16 protein-coding genes and 1 riboswitch are annotated in these 17769 nt (G+C 71.5%); of the genes, 4 read left to right on the forward strand and 12 right to left on the reverse strand.

All coding sequences use genetic code 11. The features are described 5' to 3' along the window. Positions 1-34: 34 nt before the first annotated feature. Together HLK59_RS02870 and HLK59_RS02875 are read left to right on the forward strand one after the other, a co-directional pair. Positions 35-256 carry a CbtB-domain containing protein gene (locus HLK59_RS02870; protein ID WP_171139572.1) on the forward strand — a complete coding sequence of 74 codons (222 nt, stop codon included), beginning with the start codon at positions 35-37 and terminating at the stop codon, positions 254-256. A gap of 18 nt (positions 257-274) precedes the next feature. Next, complete coding sequence (locus HLK59_RS02875) at positions 275-1036, forward strand: CbtA family protein (RefSeq protein WP_171139573.1); 762 nt, start codon at positions 275-277, stop codon at positions 1034-1036. Positions 1037-1184: 148 nt separating this feature from the next. Here the strand turns inward: HLK59_RS02875 and folP are convergent, their stop codons facing one another. The 6 genes from folP to aceA form a co-directional block, all read right to left on the reverse strand. Beyond that, the gene (gene folP / locus HLK59_RS02880) at positions 1185-2036 is read right to left on the reverse strand and encodes a dihydropteroate synthase (protein WP_171139574.1); all 852 of its coding nucleotides are present in this window, start codon (positions 2034-2036) and stop codon (positions 1185-1187) included. Then, complete coding sequence (gene metF / locus HLK59_RS02885; protein ID WP_171139575.1) at positions 2029-2940, reverse strand: methylenetetrahydrofolate reductase [NAD(P)H]; 912 nt, start codon at positions 2938-2940, stop codon at positions 2029-2031. The genes folP and metF overlap by 8 nt, the downstream gene beginning before the upstream one ends. Positions 2941-3026: 86 nt before the next feature. After that, a complete protein-coding gene (metE, locus tag HLK59_RS02890) occupies positions 3027-5345 on the reverse strand; it encodes a 5-methyltetrahydropteroyltriglutamate--homocysteine S-methyltransferase (RefSeq protein WP_171139576.1) in 2319 nt (772 codons plus the stop codon). 155 nt (positions 5346-5500) lie between these two features. Beyond that, a riboswitch (cobalamin riboswitch) is annotated at positions 5501-5724 on the reverse strand. 184 nt (positions 5725-5908) lie between these two features. Then, complete coding sequence (locus HLK59_RS02895; RefSeq protein ID WP_171139577.1) at positions 5909-6778, reverse strand: 3-hydroxybutyryl-CoA dehydrogenase; 870 nt, start codon at positions 6776-6778, stop codon at positions 5909-5911. Next, complete coding sequence (gene aceB, locus HLK59_RS02900; RefSeq protein ID WP_171139578.1) at positions 6775-8370, reverse strand: malate synthase A; 1596 nt, start codon at positions 8368-8370, stop codon at positions 6775-6777. Before aceB ends, HLK59_RS02895 begins: the two co-directional genes overlap by 4 nt. 82 nt (positions 8371-8452) lie before the next feature. After that, complete coding sequence (gene aceA, locus HLK59_RS02905; protein WP_171139579.1) at positions 8453-9736, reverse strand: isocitrate lyase; 1284 nt, start codon at positions 9734-9736, stop codon at positions 8453-8455. 300 nt (positions 9737-10036) lie between these two features. On the opposite strand from aceA, the gene HLK59_RS02910 reads away from it, so the two are divergent. Next, positions 10037-11443 carry an XRE family transcriptional regulator gene (locus HLK59_RS02910; protein ID WP_171139580.1) on the forward strand — a complete coding sequence of 469 codons (1407 nt, stop codon included), beginning with the start codon at positions 10037-10039 and terminating at the stop codon, positions 11441-11443. Positions 11444-11452: 9 nt separating this feature from the next. Here HLK59_RS02910 and HLK59_RS52300 read toward each other — a convergent pair whose 3' ends face one another. The 3 genes from HLK59_RS52300 to HLK59_RS02925 all read right to left on the reverse strand — a co-directional run bounded on the left by HLK59_RS52300 (position 11453) and on the right by HLK59_RS02925 (position 13638). Next, a complete protein-coding gene (locus HLK59_RS52300; RefSeq protein ID WP_171139581.1) occupies positions 11453-12151 on the reverse strand; it encodes a DUF6069 family protein in 699 nt (232 codons plus the stop codon). 5 nt (positions 12152-12156) lie between these two features. After that, on the reverse strand, positions 12157-13155 hold the full coding sequence (locus HLK59_RS02920; RefSeq protein ID WP_171139582.1) for an RNA polymerase subunit sigma-70: 999 nt from the start codon (positions 13153-13155) through the stop codon (positions 12157-12159). 102 nt (positions 13156-13257) lie between these two features. After that, positions 13258-13638 (reverse strand): helix-turn-helix domain-containing protein, encoded by a 381-nt coding sequence (locus HLK59_RS02925; protein WP_171139583.1) that lies wholly within the window; start codon positions 13636-13638, stop codon positions 13258-13260. A gap of 120 nt (positions 13639-13758) precedes the next feature. Here HLK59_RS02925 and HLK59_RS02930 point away from each other — a divergent pair, with 120 nt between their 5' ends. Further along, complete coding sequence (locus HLK59_RS02930) at positions 13759-14166, forward strand: RidA family protein (protein WP_171139584.1); 408 nt, start codon at positions 13759-13761, stop codon at positions 14164-14166. 7 nt (positions 14167-14173) lie between these two features. Here the strand turns inward: HLK59_RS02930 and HLK59_RS02935 are convergent, their stop codons facing one another. The 3 genes from HLK59_RS02935 to HLK59_RS02945 all read right to left on the reverse strand — a co-directional run bounded on the left by HLK59_RS02935 (position 14174) and on the right by HLK59_RS02945 (position 17627). Beyond that, positions 14174-14998 carry a DUF1684 domain-containing protein gene (locus tag HLK59_RS02935; RefSeq protein ID WP_171139585.1) on the reverse strand — a complete coding sequence of 275 codons (825 nt, stop codon included), beginning with the start codon at positions 14996-14998 and terminating at the stop codon, positions 14174-14176. Positions 14999-15129: 131 nt separating this feature from the next. After that, positions 15130-16530, reverse strand: a complete 1401-nt coding sequence (locus tag HLK59_RS02940; RefSeq protein ID WP_171139586.1) for an NtaA/DmoA family FMN-dependent monooxygenase — start codon at positions 16528-16530, stop codon at positions 15130-15132. Beyond that, the gene (locus HLK59_RS02945; protein ID WP_171139587.1) at positions 16527-17627 is read right to left on the reverse strand and encodes an LLM class flavin-dependent oxidoreductase; all 1101 of its coding nucleotides are present in this window, start codon (positions 17625-17627) and stop codon (positions 16527-16529) included. The genes HLK59_RS02940 and HLK59_RS02945 overlap by 4 nt, the downstream gene beginning before the upstream one ends. Between the last annotated feature and the right edge of the window lie 142 nt (positions 17628-17769).

Consider the following 17769-nt stretch of genomic DNA (forward strand, 5'->3'; position numbering starts at 1 on the left):
GTTGGGACGCGAACTCCCGAAGGAGGCCCCTGCCATGGCGCAGCACGTCGCCCCGCCGACAGCCACCACCCCCGATCTCCCCGCCAGCCTGCCGATCGGCGCGATCGTCCCGTGGGCGGTCTTCTTCGGCGTCCTGATGCTGGCCCTCCTGTACTTCGTCGGCGCCGAGCAGGGAGCCACCTCGGTGGTGTCCGGCGAGGGCGTCCACGAGTGGGTGCACGACGCCCGCCACCTCCTCGGCTTCCCCTGCCACTGACGAGGGACGCCGCACACCATGAACTCCATGACAGTGAGAAACCTGCTCGTCCGCGGCATGCTCGCCGGACTCACGGCGGGCGTGCTCGCCCTGGTCGTCGCCTATCTCCTCGGTGAGCCGAACGTCGACAAGGCGATCGGCTTCGAGGAGGCCCACGCGGCCGCGCACGAACATGAGGTCGAGATCGTCTCCCGCGGCCTTCAGTCCACAGCCGGCCTCGCCACCGGCGTACTGATCTACGGCGTGGCCTTCGGCGGCATCGCCGCCCTCGCCTACTGCTTCGCCCTCGGCCGCGTCGGCCGTTTCACCCCGCGGGCCACGGCGCTCCTGCTGTCCGGCGCCGAGCTGCTCGCCGTGTACGTCGTCCCGTTCCTGAAGTACCCGGCCAACCCGCCCGCCGTCGGCGACCCCGGCACCATCGGCAAGCGGACCACCCTGTACTTCCTGATGATGCTGCTCAGCGTGCTCCTCGCGGTGGGCGCCACCCTCCTAGGCCGGCGCCTCGCCCCGAAACTGGGCACTTGGTACGCCACCGTCGTCGCCGTCCTCGGCTTCGCGCTCGTGATCGGACTGGCGTACGCGTTCCTGCCCGCCGTCGACGAGGTGCCGAGCGACTTCCCGGCCACCGTGCTGTGGCGGTTCCGCCTCTCCGCCCTCGCCATCCAGGTGACCCTGTGGGGCGGTTTCGGACTGGCCTTCGGTGAACTGGCCGAACGGCTGCTGCACCCGAAGCCCGCCGGACTCCCGGCGGGCGACGGGGCGGTGGCCGCGTCGCAGTGACCTGACCACACGACGAGAGGGCCCGCGGAACCATCCGAGGGCCCTCTCGCGTTCTCCTGGCACTGACGACCCGGCCCACGAGCATGCCGCATCGACCCGACCGGGGCGGAGTACGGGCAACTCGTCGCCGGCCGCTGTCACTTCCGCATCACCAACCGCTCTCCTTGGCCGACTCCAGCGCTTCGAAGACCGTGAGCGCGTCGCGGAGGGCGGCGACGTCGTGGGTGCGGATGAAGTCCGCCCCGCTGCGCGCGGCATACAGTTCCGCCGCCAGGGTGGCGGGACCCGAGCCGGCGACGTCGCTCCCGGTGAGCGCCCGCAGGAACGACTTGCGGGAGGGCGAGATGAGCACGGGCACGTCGAAACGGGCCTTCAACCGCTCCAGACCGGCCAGGGTCCTGAGTGACGGCTCGGGACTGTCGCCGAGGAAGTAGCCCAGTCCCGGATCGACGACCATCCGGTCGCGACCGACACCGGCGGCCTCCAGAGCGGCCAGGCGCTCGGCGAAGAACTCGTCGATCCCCCTGGACACCGCCGCTGGATCGGTCCGCACCTTCGTGGCGGGGCCGTGCCGCTGTACCGAGTGCATGACGACCAGCCTGCAACCGGTGGCGGCGAGCGCCTCGTACCGCGCGGGATCGGCGAAGCCCTGGATGTCGTTGAGGAAGGTGACGCCCCGCGCGGCGGCGAACAGCTGAGTCTCCGGCCGGTACGAGTCGACCGACACGGGGACGCCCTCGGCGACCAGCTGATCGATGACGTCGGCCAGCCGCCGTATCTCCTCGGCCGCCGGCACTTGTTCGGCTCCCGGACTGCTCGCGGCGGGCCCGAGCTCGATGACGTCGGCCCCCTCCGAACGCAGCCGGCGGGCGTGGGCCAGCGCCGCGGGCGGGCTCAGGAACCTGTTCCCGTCCGAGAACGAGTCCGCGGTGATGTTGACGATCCCGACCAGCGAAGGACGCCGGATGCCCACGGGTGAGGGATGCGGGTACTTATCCATTGAGGTCAAGGTTCTGGTAGATCTCCGTTGTCACTGTCGAGAAGTTCATCGTCATGAAGTGCAGTCCGGGAGCCTCTTCGGCGAGCAGGCGGCGACACATCTCGGTGGCGTGGTCGATTCCGAGCGCCCTGACCGCCCGGGGGTCGTCCTGCACGGCGAGCATGCGCTCGGCCAGCCGGTCGGGGAAGACGGCGGTGGAGAGCGTGGGGATGCGTCGCAGTGAGCGGATGGTGGTGACCGGCATGATCTCCGGGATGATCGGTGTCTCACAGCCCGCCGCCGTCACACGGTCGCGCAGGCGCAGGTAGTCGTCGACGTCGAAGAACATCTGGGTGATGGCGTAGTCGGCTCCGGCCCGGCACTTGTCGACGAAGTGGCGGATGTCGCTGTCCCGGTCGGGGGAGCGGGGATGCATCTCGGGGAAGGCGGCGACGCCGACACAGAAGGTTCCGGACTCCTTGATCAGGCTGACGAGTTCGGCGGCGTACCGGACGCCCTGCGGATGTGTCGTCCAGGGACCGAGCGGGTCACCGGGCGGGTCTCCGCGCAGGGCGAGCACGTTGCGTACGCCCTGGTCGGCGTAGTGGCCGAGGATGTTGCGCAGTTCGGAGACGCTGTGGTCGACGGCGGTGAGGTGGGCGACCGGGGTGAGCGTGGTCTCCTGGGCGATCCGCCCGGTGACGTTCACGGTCCGGCCCCTCGTCGAACCGCCGGCGCCGTAGGTCACCGACACGAACGTGGGCGACAGCGCCTCCAGTCGGCGGATCGCGGTCCAGAGTCCGGCTTCCGCCGCGGCGCTGCGGGGCGGCATGAACTCGAACGAGTAGGAGCGGCCGCCCCGGGCGAGGAGGTCGCGGATGGACACTGCGCTGTCTGTCCTTGTACTGGGGATACCGAGAGCCATGCTGCTGCTTTCGCCGATGCCGATACCGATGCCGATGCCGGGGGAGGAGGTCAGGTGACTCCTCCCCCGGCCGATGGGGCCTGCCGTCAGGAAGCGGGGAGTTCCTCACGGACCGTGCGGGCGGCGGCGACCAGGTTCTCCAGCGAGACGCGGGTCTCCGGCCAACCGCGGGTCTTCAGACCGCAGTCCGGGTTGACCCACAGCCGCTCGGCGGGAATCGCCCGCAGTCCCGTACGCAGCAGTTCGGCGGCCTCCTCGGCGCTCGGGACACGGGGGGAGTGGATGTCGTAGACACCCGGTCCGGCCTCGCGCGGATAGCCGTGCGCGGCGAGCTCACGCGCGACCTGCATATGGGAGCGGGCCGCCTCCAGACTGATGACATCGGCGTCGAGGTCGTCGATCGCCTGCACGATGTCGCCGAACTCCGCGTAGCACATGTGGGTGTGGATCTGTGTGTCCGGACGTACCCCGCTCGTGCTGAGCCGGAACGCCTCGGTGGCCCACGCCAGGTAGGCCGGGTGGTCGCCGGCCCTCAGCGGCAGCGTTTCGCGGAGGGCGGGCTCGTCGACCTGGATCACCGACGTCCCGGCCGTCTCCAGGTCGTTCACCTCGTCGCGCAAGGCGAGGGCGACCTGGCGGGCGGTGTCGCCGAGGGGCTGGTCGTCGCGGACGAAGGACCAGGCGAGCATGGTGACCGGTCCCGTGAGCATGCCCTTGACCGGGCGCTCGGTGAGCGATTGGGCGTACGCCGTCCAGCGCACTGTCATCGGCTCAGGGCGGGAGATGTCGCCGGCGAGGATCGGCGGCCGGACGTAACGGGTGCCGTAGGACTGCACCCAGCCCTGCTGCGTGGCCAGATAGCCGGTGAGCTGCTCGGCGAAGTACTGGACCATGTCGTTGCGTTCGGGCTCGCCGTGCACCAGGACGTCGATACCGGTCTTCTCCTGGAAGGAGATGACCTCCTGGATCTCGGCCTCGATACGCTCCTCGTACCCGGCGCCGTCGATGCGGCCGGCCCGCAGGTCGGCGCGGGCGGCGCGCAGTTCGCCGGTCTGCGGGAACGAGCCGATGGTGGTGGTCGGCAGCAGGGGCAGACGCAGGTGGGCGCGCTGGGCGGCGGTGCGTTCGGCGTACGGCTGGGAGCGGCGGGCGTCGGTGTCGGTGACGGCGGCGGCCCGGGCCCGGACCGCGGGGTCGTGGGTGATCGGCGAGGCCGCTCGGGAGGCCAGGTCGGCCCGGTTCGCGGCCAGTTCGCCGGTGATCGCGGCGGTGCCCTGGGAGAGGCCCTTGGCGAGGGTGACGATCTCGGCCGTCTTCTGACGGGCGAAGGCGAGCCAGCGCAGGATCTGCGGGTCGATGTCCCGCTCGGCGGCCGTGTCGAGGGGCACGTGGAGCAGCGAGCAGGAAGCCGCCACGTCGACCCGGTCGGCCAGCCCGAGCAGGGTGCCCAGGGTGGCGAGGGACGCCGACAGGTCGTTGATCCAGATGTTGCGGCCGTTGACGACCCCGGCGACCAGGCGCTTGCCTGGCAGTCCGCCCACCGCCGCGAGGGCGTCGAGCTGGGCGGCCGCGGCACCGGTGAAGTCGAGGGCGAGACCGTCGACGGGTGCCTTGGCCAGCACCGGCAGTGCGTCGCCGAGCCGGTCGAAGTACGAGGCGACCAGCAGCTTCGGCCGGTCGGTGAGGGTTCCGAGCTCGCGGTAGGCGCGGGCGGCGGCGTTCAGCTCGGCCGGGGTGCGGTCCTGGACCAGGGCGGGCTCGTCCAACTGCACCCACTCCGCCCCCGCCGCGCGCAGATCGGCGAGTACCTCGGCGTACACGGGCAGCAGCCGGTCCAGGAGGGTGAGCGGATCGAACCCGGCGGCGACACCCGGGGCGGGCTTGGCCAGCAGCAGATACGTGACCGGGCCGACCAGGACGGGCCGGGCGGTGAGGCCCAGGGCGAGGGCCTCCTTCAGCTCCGCGACCTGCTTCGTCGAGTCGGTCGCGAACACCGTGTCCGGCCCCAACTCGGGTACCAGGTAGTGGTAGTTCGTGTCGAACCACTTCGTCATCTCCAGCGGCGCCACGTCCTGGGTGCCGCGCGCCATCGCGAAGTAGCCGTCCAACGCGTCCGCTTCGACGGCGGCCCGGTGCCGGTCGGGGATCGCGCCCACCATCACGGTGGTGTCGAGGACGTGGTCGTAGTACGAGAAGTCACCTGTCGGTACCTCGTCGATGCCGGCCCCGGCCAGCCGACGCCAGTTGGCGGCACGCAGTTCGGCGGCGGTGGTCTGCAGGGCGTCGGCGGTGACGCGGCCCTTCCAGTAGCCCTCGATCGCCTTCTTCAGTTCCCGGTCGGGGCCCTGACGGGGGTAGCCGTGGACGGTGGAACGCGCTGCCGCTGCCGCGGACTTGGCTGTCACGGAAATCTCCTTCGCGAGATATCTCCCTGGGATCCCGGGACGGGACGCGAGCGCGAAGGGGTCACGAACCGGACGGCGACGGTCGTAGGAGACCGACTGTCCGATATGTACGCCGACCCGCCCACGAGGTCACCGGGACATCCGCACACGAGTGGGTTCGTCTGCGGGCAACGGGCAGGTCTTCGGACTCACGGGCACGTCCTCCGACCGGAGGACATCTACTGGCCGTCGCTTCCCAGACCCTGTTCGTCGGGCCCAGTGCGTATGACGGCGGTCGTTCCCGCTCACCGCTGCGGGGCAGTCCCGGATTTCCACCGGGTTCCCTCTTACGACGCATCCCGTCTGGCGGACGGGGCGAACCAGCTGCGTCGGTCAGCCTACGGGGCCGCCCTCCAGAACGGCTGGATCGCGTCCGGCATGTGGACGGTGAGATGTGCCACGCGGTGGACGGCCGAGGGCGGGAAGCACCGGCCGTGTGCTTCCCGCCCTTCCCCTGCGACCAACCGCCGCTCCCTCGGCGGTGGTTGTGGCCCGGGCCCCTCAGCCCGTGCCGGACCAGGCCCTCAGTCCTGGTCGTAGGTGTGGAACCCGCGGCCGGTCTTCCGGCCGAGCAGCCCCGCCTCCACCATGCGCCGCAGCAGCGGCGGCGGGGCGTACAGAGGCTCCTTGAACTCCTCGTACAGGGATTCCGCGATCAAGGCGACGGTGTCCAGGCCGATCAGGTCCGCGAGCCTCAGCGGTCCCATGGGGTGGGCGCAGCCCCGTTCCATGCCGGTGTCGATGTCCTCGGCGGTGGCGAAGCCGGACTCGGCCATGCGGACCGCCGACAGCAGGTACGGGACGAGCAGAGCGTTGACGACGAAACCGGCCCGGTCGCGGGAGCGGATCACGGTCTTGCCGAGCGTTCCGGCGGCGAAGTCCTCTGCGGCGGTCACCGTCGCCGGCGCGGTGTGCAGGGAGGCCACGACCTCCACCAGGGGCAGGACGGGCACGGGATTGAAGAAGTGCAGGCCCACGACCCGGTCCGCGCGGCGCGTCGCCATACCGAGACGCATGATGGGCAGCGAGGAGGTGTTGGTCGCCAGCACCGCCTCCGGATCCTCGACGATCTTGTCGAGGGCGGCGAAGACCTCGGTCTTGGCGTCCGGGTTCTCCACGACGGCCTCGACGACCAACTGCCGGTCGGCCAGGTCCTCCAGAGTGCCGCTGAACACCAGACGGTCCAGCGCGTCCCGGGCGTCGGACGGCTCCAGCCTGCCGCGCCGCACCGCGCGGTCGAGCGACGCCGTCACCCGGTCGCGGGCGGCTCGGGCGGCTATCGCGTCCACCTCGCACACCACGGTGTCCAGTCCGGCCCGCGCGCACACCTCGGCGATCCCGGCCCCCATCTGTCCGCCGCCGACCACGCCGACGCGCTGAACACGCCGGCTCATGACGTGGCCGCCACGTGCCGCACCAGGTGACGGGTAGAGGCGTCAGGAGTGAAGAACAGCGGCAACTCCCGTGCCAACGCCGTCCGTTCGAAGAGTGCTCGCACATCGTCGAGGGCCGCCCACGGGTACGCGGCACCCAGCGCGGCGAGTTCGTCGTCGAGCACCCGTGACACCGTCTCCCGGTCCACGACGCGGTGCCGCAGCCACTGCCAGATCTGCACACGGGCGAGCTCGGCGGTCGCCGCGTCCTCCATGAGCCCGTCCAGGGCGACGGCCCCACGTCCGCCCCGCCAGGCGTCGAAGTAGCGCAGCGCGACCGCGATGTTGGTCCGCAGACCTTCCGGAGTGGGCGGACCGCTGACGCGGCGCACCGACAGCAGGTCCGCCGCCGTCACCGCCACGTCGTCGCGGGTGCGGTCGAGCTGATGGGGCCGCTCGCCCAGCACCGCGTCGAACACCTCGCGGCACGCCGGCACGAGCCCGGGATGAGCGACCCGGGACCCGTCGAAGCCGTCCTCCGCCTCGCGCTCCTTGTCGAGACGGACCCTAGCCAGGGCCGCCTCTTCGGCGGCCGGATCCTTGCCGGGCACCTGCGCGGCCATGCCACCGACGGCGTGCGCGCCACGTTTGTGGCAGGTACGGACGAGGAGTTCGGTGTAGGCCCGCATGAAGGAGGCGGTCATCGTCACCTGCGCGCGATCCGGCAGCAGGAAGTCGGTGCGGTGGCCGAAGGTCTTGATCACGCTGAACAGGTAGTCCCGACGTCCCGCGGTCAACCCCGAGGCGTGCTCCCGCAGTTCGTAGAGGATCTCTTCCATCTCGAAGGCGGCGGTGATCGTCTCGATGAGCACCGTGGCCCGGATCGTGCCGCGCGGGATGCCCAGCAACTCCTGCGCGGTGACGAAGATGTCGTTCCACAGCCGGGCCTCGTAGCGGTTCTCCAGCTTCGGCAGGGAGAAGTACGGACCGGAACCGGCGTCGATCTGGCGTTGCGCGCAGTGGAAGAAGTACAGGCCGAAGTCGACGAGCGCGGCGGGAACGGGTCGGCCGTCGAACTCCAGGTGCTCCTCGTCGAGATGCCACCCACGCGGCCTGACCACCATGGTGGCGAGCCGCTCGCCGAGCCGGTACCGCCTGCCCTCCTCGGTGGTGAAGTCGATACGCCGCTCGATGGCGTCGAGCAGGTTGAGCTGGCCGCCGATGAGGTTGTCCCAGGTGGGTGCGGTGGCGTCCTCGAAGTCGGCCAGCCATACCTGTGCACCGGAGTTGAGGGCGTCGACGGTCATGCGCCGTTCGGGCGGGCCGGTGATCTCCACGCGGCGGTCGGCCAGTCCCGCGGCCGGCGGAGCCACCCGCCAGGTCGGGTCCGCGCGGATGGCCGAGGTGACCATCGGGAAGTCGAGACACGATGATCCGTCCGCGAGCCGCATCGCCTGCCGCCTGCGCTCCTTGAGGAGATCCTGACGGCGCTTGCCGAAGCCGGCGGCGAGACGACCGACGAAATCGAGGGCGGCGGGCGTGAGGATCTCGTCGTGCCGATGACCGGCGGCGGCGAGGACGTGAACGTGTCGGGACAGTGCTGTGGTGGGCATCGGGTTCTCCTGGCGAGCGACGAGGTAACGCCCTCAGGGGCGCGGGGAACTGTGCCCCCCCCACGCACCCGCGGACGACGGACTAGTGGAACTGCTCTTCCTCGGTGGACCCGGCCAGCGCGGTGGTCGACGAGGCCGGATTGACGGCGGTGGACACCAGGTCGAAGTAGCCCGTGCCGACCTCCCGCTGGTGCCTCACGGCGGTGAACCCGTGCCGCTGGGCGGCGAACTCCCGCTCCTGAAGGTCGACATACGCGGTCATCCCGTGCTCGGCGTAGCCGCGCGCCAGGTCGAACATGCCGTGGTTCAGCGAGTGGAACCCGGCCAGGGTGATGAACTGGAAGCGATAGCCCATCGCCCCCAACTCCCGCTGGAACTTGGCGATCCGGTCGTCGTCCAGCGCCGCCTTCCAGTTGAAGGAGGGCGAGCAGTTGTAGGCGAGCATCTGGTCCGGGTGTTCGGCGTGGATCGCCTCGGCGAACTCCCGGGCCTGGGCGAGATCCGGGGTACCGGTCTCCACCCAGATCAGATCCGCGTACGGTGCGTAGGCCAGACCGCGGGCGATCACGGGCGCCATGCCGTTGCGCACTCGGTAGAAGCCCTCGGCGGTGCGCTCGCCGGTGACGAACCGGGCGTCGCGCTCATCGACGTCGCTGGTCAGCAGGTTCGCGGCGAGGGCGTCGGTGCGGGCGACGACGACGGTCGGCACGTCGGCGATGTCGGCGGCGAGCCGGGCCGCGTTGAGGGTGCGGATGTGCTGGGCGGTGGGCACCAGTACCTTGCCGCCGAGGTGGCCGCACTTCTTCTCGGAGGCGAGCTGGTCCTCGTAGTGGATGCCGGCGGCGCCGGCCGCGATCATCGCCTTGGTCAGCTCGAAGGCGTTCAACGGCCCGCCGAACCCGGCCTCCGCGTCGGCGACGATCGGTGCCAGCCAGTCGGTGGTGTCCGTGCCGCCCTCGGCGGTGGCGATCTGGTCGGCGCGCAGCAGCGCGTTGTTGATCCGGCGGACCACCTGCGGCACGGAGTTGACCGGGTACAGGCTCTGATCGGGGTAGGTGTGCCCGGCCTGGTTGGCGTCCGCGGCGACCTGCCAGCCGGACAGGTAGATCGCCTGGAGGCCCGCCTTCACCTGCTGGACCGCCTGGCCGCCGGTGAGCGCGCCGAGCGCGTGGATGTAGTCCTGCTCGTGCAGTTGGCGCCACAGGCGCTCGGCGCCGCGCCGGGCCAGGGTGTGCTCCTCACGGACGCTGCCGGAGAGCCGGATCACGTCCTCGGCGGTGTGGGTGCGCTCGATCCCCTGCCAGCGGGGATCGGTCGCCCAGCGCCCCGCGAGCTCTTCGGCCGCCGTCGACTTCGCCTCTGCCATGACCTTCACCGTCTCCTCGGTTGTCCGACCTGCCAATGTCCCGCCCGTCAGGTGCGGGGAGTGGCACTGTGTGTCTGAAGGGGGGATGCGGCCCGCCTTCTAACCATCGGATGGAGCTGAGCAATGCAGGTCCAGCGGGCCGCACTGGAACTCTGGCATTGGCACTGAGTGCCATCAAGCGGGGATCATTGCCAACTTCTGCGAATCTTCGCGAAGCCTTCTGCCAAGTTTGCGAAGCTCGATGAGGCTCGTTCTTCGCATACGCTGACGACGGTCCGACCCCATTGCCCGAGGAGTGCCGTGAGCAAGATCTACGCGGGCGCGCGGCTTCGCCGGCTGCGCGAGGAACGCCGGATGAGCCAGGCCGAGCTGGCCCGCGCGCTCGACATCTCGCCCAGCTATCTCAACCAGATGGAACACGACTCCCGCCCGCTCACCGTGCCCGTCCTGCTGAGGCTCACCGAGACCTTCGGAGTCGACCCGGCCTTCTTCTCGGAGCGCGACACGAGCAGACTGGTGGCCGACCTGCGGGAGGCACTGGCCGGCGAGCTCGCCGAGGCCCGGGTGTCACCGTCCGACCTCGCGGACCTCGCCGCGCGCATGCCCGAGGTCGCCCAGGTCGTGCTCGGTCTCGGCCGCCAGAACCAACTCCTCGCCGAGCGGCTCGCCGACGCGGCCGACGGCCGGGACACCGCCCACGAGGCCCCGCGCTCGCCGCACGAGGAGATCCGCGACTTCTTCTACCGCCGCCAGAACTACCTGCGCGACACCGACCTCGCGGCAGAACGGCTCGCGGAGGAGATCGGTATCCGCCCCGGCGAGGTCGTCCAGGCCCTCGGCGCGCGCCTCACCGAGCGGCACGGTGTGCGCCTGGCCGCCGAGACCGGCGAGCGCCTGCACCACTACGACGAGGCGACCCGCACCCTCCACCTGTCCACCCGGCTTCGCCCCGGACAGCGCGCGTTCCGCCTCGCCACCCAGCTCGCGCTACTGGAACACCGCGACGAACTCGACCGCCAGGCCGCCGAGGACTTCCCGGCCGGCTCACCCACCCACGCGCTGGCCCGCATCGGTATCGCCAACTACTTCGCGGCGGCGCTGATCCTGCCGTACACCGCCTTCCACACTGCCGCCGAAGAGGTCCGCTACGACATCGAACGCCTCACCGACCGCTACGGCATCGGCTACGAGACCCTCTGCCACCGCCTCTCCACCCTCCAGCGCCCCCGGCTGCGCGGAGTGCCGTTCTCCTTCGTCCGCGTCGACCGGGCCGGGAACATGTCGAAGCGGCAGTCCGCGACCGGCTTCCACTTCTCCCGGGCCGGCGGGACGTGCCCGTTGTGGAACGTCTACGAGGCGTTCGCCGCGCCGGGCCGCATCCACGTCCAGATCGCCGAAATGCCCGACGGGCAGCGCTACTTGTGGACGGCCCGCGCGATCACCCGGCATCGCGGCGGCTGGGGTGAACCCGGCAAGACCTTCGCCATCGGCCTCGGCTGCGAGATCCGCCACGCCCACCGCCTCGTCTACTCCGACGGCCTCGACCTCACCAACGCCTCCGCCGCCACCCCCATCGGCATGGGCTGCCGAGTCTGCGAACGCCTGGGTTGCCCCCAGCGGGCCGTACCGCCTCTCGGCCGGCCGCTGCTGATCGACCACAACAGCAGCACGTTCGTGCCGTACCCGGTGCTGGACCGGGAAGCGTGAGCGGGCCCGTCAGCCGGTCCGGGCGCGGAGGGTCCGCGCGAGGGTGGGGATCATCACCGTCGCGGGGACGAGGTGCAGCCCGAGGAGGGCGGTGGTGGTGGCGGTGTCCGCACAGGAGAGGAGGGGCGGGACCAGTGAGACCGCGGTCAGCGGCACCACCGTCCACACGAATCGTCTGACGGGACGAGCGCTCCAGCGAAGAAGGGCGACGGCGATGACGACGCCCACGACCGAGAAGGAGCCGGTCACCACGGCGAACCCGGACAGCGGGATCCGCTCGCCGCCGTCGGGGACCTCGAAACCGACGCCGACCGCCCGGGCGAGCGCCGCCGCGAGAGTGGTGGCCGCTGTCGCCACGAGCGCGGCGAGCAAGCCGGTGACGACGAGCCCGCGGAGCTGGTGGGGACGGCTGGTGGAGCCCGTCGTGGGGCCCGCGGCGACCCCGGTGTCCTTCATGCCGTCCATACCGTCCTCCATCGGTCGGGGGGTCACGACGCGCACCCTCGCCGTGCGACGGCCGGGGTTGCGCAGGGCGCGGACGCCGGTGCCGCGGAGCCAGAATCCGGCGTCGCGGCCCAGGACCGGCCCGGGCCCGCCGTCGCGCAGCTCCAGCTGCACCCGCCCGCGGGTGACGACGCCGAACGCGTCGCGCCACTGCGCCGAGACCACCGCGACCCGCGCGCCACCGCGGAGCGTGAGCGTCCGCACCGGGACTACTCCGTGCCGTCGGCCGGCAGGCGCTCGGGCAGCCCGAGCCGCGGGAACTGGTCGTCGTGGAACGTGATGATCTCCGCGATCGCCCCGCCGGTGACGCGCAGGACGTCGATCGTCAGCGGCAGGTACGCGCCCTCCCGCCGCTGCCAGAGGTAGAAGCCGACGGCGGGCTGCCGGTTCACGGAGGTGAGGACGGTACGCAGGCCCTTCATGCCCTCGAAGCCGCTCTCGACCCAGTCCTTCACCACCGCGTCGCGACCGATGAACAGGCCCGGCGTGGGCGGCATCGAGGAGCGGACGTCGTCCCGCAGCAGCGCGGCGAGCGTCGGGATGTCCGTGGCCACGCTGGCCTCGGTGAAGCGACGCACCAACTCGCGCGTCCCGGCGTCCTCCCCGCCGCCGCTCCAGTCCTGCCGCTCGGCGGGCAGATGCTCCCGCATGCCGGCGCGGGCCCGCTGCAAGGCGCTGTTCACGGAGTTGACGGAGTCCCCGAGGAGCCGCGCGACGTCCTTCGCCGGCCAGCCGAGCACGTCCCGCAGGATCAGCACGGCCCGCGGGCGCGGCGCGAGGTGCTGGACCGCGACCAGGTACGCCAGCTCGATCGTCTCCCGCGCGACGGCGACGCTCTCCGGCTCGTCCGCGTCTCCCGCGGGCAGTTCGTCGAGCAGCCGGTCCGGGTAGGGCTGCAACCACAGCACCTCGCCGCCGGTCGCGGGTTCCGGTCGGCGTTTGGCGAGCAGGTCCAGGCAGGCGTGGGTGGCGATCCCGTACAGCCAGGCCCGGAACGTCGACCGCCCCTCGAAGGTCTCCCGCCGACGCCAGGCCCGCAGAAACGTCTCCTGCACGGTGTCCTCGGCGTCCTCGAACGACCCGAGCATCCGGTAGCAGTGCACGTGCAGCTCCCGCCGGTGCCGCTCCGCCAGCCCAGAGAACTCCGGCTCGTCGACCTCGCCCAGCCCGCTCCCGCCCAGCTCCTCCAGCCGCCTGTCCGCACTCATCACGTCATCCTTCCGCCTCGTCGTGTCCCGACGTAGGTGTGACGGGTGGGGGCGCGAAAACTCATCACCGGTGGCGGAGAGCGGCCCCGCAGCCGCCGACCGTCAGGCTTCGAAGCGCTGCCGGGCGGTCTCGATGTGCCGGAAGTACCGGTAGGTCCATTCGCACATCCCGTCGACCGTCGCCCGCAGTCCGTGGCCCGCTTCGGTGAGGGTGTACTCGACCCGGGGCGGGACGGTGGGGTGGACCTCGCGCTCCGCGAGGCCGTTGCGCTCCAGCATCCGCAGGTTCTGGGTGAGCATCTTGTGGCTGATGCCCTCGACCCGGCCGCGCAGCTCGCTGAAGCGCAGGGTGCCCTCGCCCAGGGCTTCGATGATCAGGAGCGCCCACTTGTTGGCGACGTCGGAGAAGATCTCCCGCCCCAGGGAGTCGGCGCGACGCAGGTTGGCATCCTCGGCCGTGCCGCTGAGCTGCTTGGTCACCATGAGGTTCCCCAGTCACTGAAAAGTGCGTTCTTCCATGTCATCGCTCACTCTCCTACGGTTCCCCAGTAACCACAAGAGACCACAGGGGCTGACAGCGGCCCGGACGAGGAGACGGACAGCATGACCATCACACTGAGGAACCCCGAGGGACTGCCGAAGATCGATGTCTACCGGCAGGTGGCGATCGCGTCCGGCTCGAAGCTGGTCTTCGTCGCCGGGCAGGTCTCGTGGGACGCGGAAGGGGTCACCGTAGGCGAGGGCGACCTCGCCGCGCAGGTCGAGCGGTGCTACCTCAACATCGCCACCGCTCTGGGCGAGGCCGGCGGTTCCTTCGACGACGTGGCGAAACTGACCTGCTACGTCGTCGACTGGACCGCCGACAAGATGGCCCCGCTCCTGGAAGGCGTCTCCCGGGCGGCCGCGAAGCTGGGACGCACTCCGGTACCGCCGACCACCCTGATCGGCGTCGCGGCCCTGGACGTTCCCGAGCATCTGGTCGAGATCGAAGCCACCGCGGTCCTCGACTGAGCGTGGTTCAGGAACCGCCGCGCTCCCGGGGGAGCTTCTGCCCCGCCTCGATGGCCACCGGCAGCCGGTTCTCGGCCGGCGGCAGCGGGCAGGTGGCCAGGTCCGTGTACGCGCACGGAAGGTTCGCGGCGCGGTTGAAGTCCAGCACCACCGTGCCGTCGGCGGCGGGCGGCCCCACGGCCAGGGCCCGGCTGGCGGCGTAGGTGGTGACCCCGGACGTCGCGTCGGTGAACAGCACCGTCAGCGCGCCCGCGGCCCGCCCGGGGAACGCGGTCAGGGACAGCCGGCGCCCGTCCAGGTCGAACTCGACCCTGCCCGGAGCGTCGTACACGTGCTCGAGGCCCTCGACCGCGGCGCCCACGGTGGTCGGCCGCGGTTCGTCGAAGGGTACGTACCGGCCCGTCACCGCCCAGCGCGGGTCGGGGGCGTAGGCGGGTGTGCCGGTGAAGGCCGTGCGCAGCGGCGCGTCCGGGTGCCGGGGGCGCACGATGTCGTTGCCGCCACGCTTGGCGACCTCGATGACGGCGTCCTTCCAGACCGCGTCGACACCACCGCGCTCGGGGAGCACGCCGAAGTGGTGTTCGCCGCGCACCGGTGTTCCGTCGACGACCAGTTCCTCCCCTTCGTCGAGGTTCACGACGACCCCGTCGGGGCCGGTGTGCCATGCGCCGGGGGCGTCGGGGAAGCGCTGCGGGCGGTCGTCGAGCCAGTGCAGGCCGGTGATCGCCAGGAAGCCGTGCGGGTCGGCGAGCCGGGCCTCCTGGGCGCGGTACCACTCCAGCCAGCTCTCGGTGAAGGCGTGCAGGTCCGTCGTCGTCGCCTCGGTGGTCATGAGTCCTCCGTCGGTTGTCGGGCGGTGCGGGAGGGCCGGATGCCCGGCCCGCGCCCGCGCCCGCGGTGTGCCAGTCGGCCGGCGTCGCGGTGACGCCGTACTTCCGTGTCGATCGGGCTGCTCGTGGCCGGTCAGCCCGCCTGCCGTCGGGGGGACGCGGACCGGTGGGTGAGGGGTTCGCGCAGGCCGAGGTGTTCGCGGAGCGTGGTGCCGGTGTACTCGGTGCGGTAGACCCCGCGTTCCTGGAGTTCCGGGACGAGCAGGTCGACGATGTCGTCCAGACCGTCGGGGATCAGATACGGCGTGACGTTGAAGCCGTCGATCGCCCCGTGCCGTACGAAGTGGGCGAACTTGTCGGCCAGCGCGGACGGAGTGCCCACGTGTCCGCGCTGCGGACCGAGCGCGATGACGGTCTCGCGCAGCGACCAGCCGTGCGCCTCCGCCTTCGCCCGCCACTGCGCCACGACCTGGCGCGGGTCGGCGACCCGCCGCGCCCCGAAGGAGCCGTCGTTCTCGGCGACGACCGGATCCTCCTCGGGCAGCGGCCCGTCCGCGTCACGGCCGGACAGATCGATGCCCCACAGCAGCCCCGCGACCCCCAACGCCGTGGCGGGGGTGACCTGTTGCAACCGGATCCAGCGCTTCTTCTCCTGGGCCTCCTCCTCGGTCGCGCCGAGGATGATCTCGGTGCCGGGCAGGATCCGCAGATCGTCGTCGGGGCGGCCGACAGCACGCAGTCGGGTGCGGATGTCATCGGCGAACGCCAGCGCGTCGTCGAAGTCGTTGCCGTGCGCGGAGAAGATCACGTCGGCGTTGCGGGCGGCGAAGTCGCGCCCCTCGCCGGAGTCACCGGCCTGGAAGATGACGGGATGTCCTTGGGCACTGCGCGGCAGCGTCGGGGCGAGGTCGACGTCGAACTGCGGTCCGCGATGGCGTACTTGGCGCACGGCGCCGGGCGCCGACCAGACGGACGCGTCCGCGGAGTCCTCGACGGCCCGGTCCTCCCAGCCGTCCCAGAGCGAGCGGGCCACGGTGAGGAACTCCTCCGCCCGCCGGTATCGGTCGGCGTGGTCGAGATAGCCGCCGCGGCGGAAGTTCGCGCCGGTCCACGCGTTGTCCGTGGTCACCACGTTCCAGCCGGCGCGGCCTTCGGAGAGCAGGTCCAGGCCGGACAGGCGGCGGGCGAGGTCGGCGGGCTCGTTGAACGTCGAGTTGGAGGTGGAGACCAGGCCGATCCGGCGGGTCACCGCGGCCAGCGCGGCGAGTTGGGTGATGGCGTCCGGCCGTCCGGCCACGTCGAGATCGTGGATCCTGCCGTCGACCTCGCGCAGCCGTAGCCCCTCACCGAGGAAGAACGCGTCGAACAGGCCCCGTTCGGCGGTCTGGGCGACCTTGCGGAACGACGCGGGGTCGATCTGTGAACCGCTGTCGGGGGCGGACCAGATGGTCCAGTGGTTGACGCCCTGGAAGAACACTCCGAAATGGAACTGGGCATGCGGCCTGGGGACGTCGAGGGGGTCGGTGCGTGTCATCGGGTTTCCTCCTGAACGGCCGGGGCGGCGAAGCGGTTGGCGGGGCGCTCCAGGCCCAGGGTCGAGCGCAGGGACGTGCCGGGCAGGGGGCGGGCGACGAGGCGCCGCTCGGACAGCGCCGGCAGGACGAGACGGGAGAGGACGGGCAGGTCCTCGTCGAGGACCAGCGGACGCAGCCGTACGCCATCGACGCGACGGCTCAACTCACCGAGAAGGGCGACCAGTTGCTCTGCGGAGCCGATGTGCCGCAGCCTTCCCCTGTCGGTCCACGGCGCGTGCCGCTCCAGGTCGGCGACGCGCTCGGCGGCGCCGGCCTTCTCGGTGTCCAGCGCCACCTCGACCTCGGCGAAGACGCGCGGTGTGCCCGCGGCGGCGGCGGCCGAGGTGACCGCCGCGAGGTCGCGGCCCGCGACGAGAGCGACGTCGAGCCGCGCGGCGGGAACCCGCTCCGGCCGGCCCAGGACGACGAGCTGTCCCTGCGGCGGGCGCGGCACGATCGCCGGGCCCTTGACGGCGTACGTCTCACCGGTGAAGTCGATGTAGTGGAGCCGTCCGCGGTCGAGGTAGCGGCTGGTGGCCACGGACCGGATGACCGCGTCGTCCTCCCACGAGTCCCACAGCGCCCGGGCCACCTCCACGCCGTCGCGGGACTCCCGGGCCCGCGCGTCGGCATCGGCGACCTGGGGGCGCCCCCAGGCACGGGCGGCCTCGGCATGCTCCTCCTCCGTCACCACCCACCCCGCACGGCCGCCGGAGATGTGGTCCAGGGACGCCAACTGGCTTGAGACATGGAACGGTTCGGCATAGGTGACCGGGACGACGGGCGCGATCCCCACGGTGCTCGTGGACGCCGCGATGAACGCCGCACGCTCCACCGCGCCGATACGGCCCACGGGATCCGGCGCGGCCCCGGGCGGCAGGACGCCGTCGTCCAACGTGACCAGGGTGAACCCGGCGTTCTCGGCCACGGCGGCGACCCCGGCCACGCGGCGCGGGGTGAGCAACTGGTCGGGCGAGTGCGCGGCGCGGCGCCAGGCCGCGGGGTGGGCACCGTCGCCGTCGATCTCCAGGGCGAGGTGCAGGGCGGGGCCGGACATGGGGTTCCTTCCGAGGACACGAGAACGCGAAGGGTCGGGGCCACGGGCCCACGACAAGCCGGCCCACAGGACGGGCCGACAGGGTTCAGACGTGTACGGAGGGACAGACCGCGGAGGAGGTACGGCAGTAGTCGACATGCCG

This window comes from Streptomyces sp. S3(2020), assembly GCF_013044505.1.
Taxonomy (GTDB): domain Bacteria; phylum Actinomycetota; class Actinomycetes; order Streptomycetales; family Streptomycetaceae; genus Streptomyces.

Excerpts from the sequence above, each read along its gene's own strand:
- HLK59_RS02870 (WP_171139572.1), top strand. The coding sequence starts at position 35 with ATGGCGCAGCACGTCGCCCCGCCGACAGCCACCACCCCCGATCTCCCC.
- HLK59_RS02875 (WP_171139573.1), top strand. The coding sequence starts at position 275 with ATGAACTCCATGACAGTGAGAAACCTGCTCGTCCGCGGCATGCTCGCC.
- folP (WP_171139574.1), bottom strand. The coding sequence starts at position 2,036 with ATGGATAAGTACCCGCATCCCTCACCCGTGGGCATCCGGCGTCCTTCG.
- metF (WP_171139575.1), bottom strand. The coding sequence starts at position 2,940 with ATGGCTCTCGGTATCCCCAGTACAAGGACAGACAGCGCAGTGTCCATC.
- HLK59_RS02895 (WP_171139577.1), bottom strand. The coding sequence starts at position 6,778 with ATGAGCCGGCGTGTTCAGCGCGTCGGCGTGGTCGGCGGCGGACAGATG.
- aceB (WP_171139578.1), bottom strand. The coding sequence starts at position 8,370 with ATGCCCACCACAGCACTGTCCCGACACGTTCACGTCCTCGCCGCCGCC.
- aceA (WP_171139579.1), bottom strand. The coding sequence starts at position 9,736 with ATGGCAGAGGCGAAGTCGACGGCGGCCGAAGAGCTCGCGGGGCGCTGG.
- HLK59_RS02920 (WP_171139582.1), bottom strand. The coding sequence starts at position 13,155 with ATGAGTGCGGACAGGCGGCTGGAGGAGCTGGGCGGGAGCGGGCTGGGC.
- HLK59_RS02925 (WP_171139583.1), bottom strand. The coding sequence starts at position 13,638 with ATGGTGACCAAGCAGCTCAGCGGCACGGCCGAGGATGCCAACCTGCGT.
- HLK59_RS02930 (WP_171139584.1), top strand. The coding sequence starts at position 13,759 with ATGACCATCACACTGAGGAACCCCGAGGGACTGCCGAAGATCGATGTC.
- HLK59_RS02935 (WP_171139585.1), bottom strand. The coding sequence starts at position 14,998 with ATGACCACCGAGGCGACGACGACGGACCTGCACGCCTTCACCGAGAGC.
- HLK59_RS02940 (WP_171139586.1), bottom strand. The coding sequence starts at position 16,530 with ATGACACGCACCGACCCCCTCGACGTCCCCAGGCCGCATGCCCAGTTC.
- HLK59_RS02945 (WP_171139587.1), bottom strand. The coding sequence starts at position 17,627 with ATGTCCGGCCCCGCCCTGCACCTCGCCCTGGAGATCGACGGCGACGGT.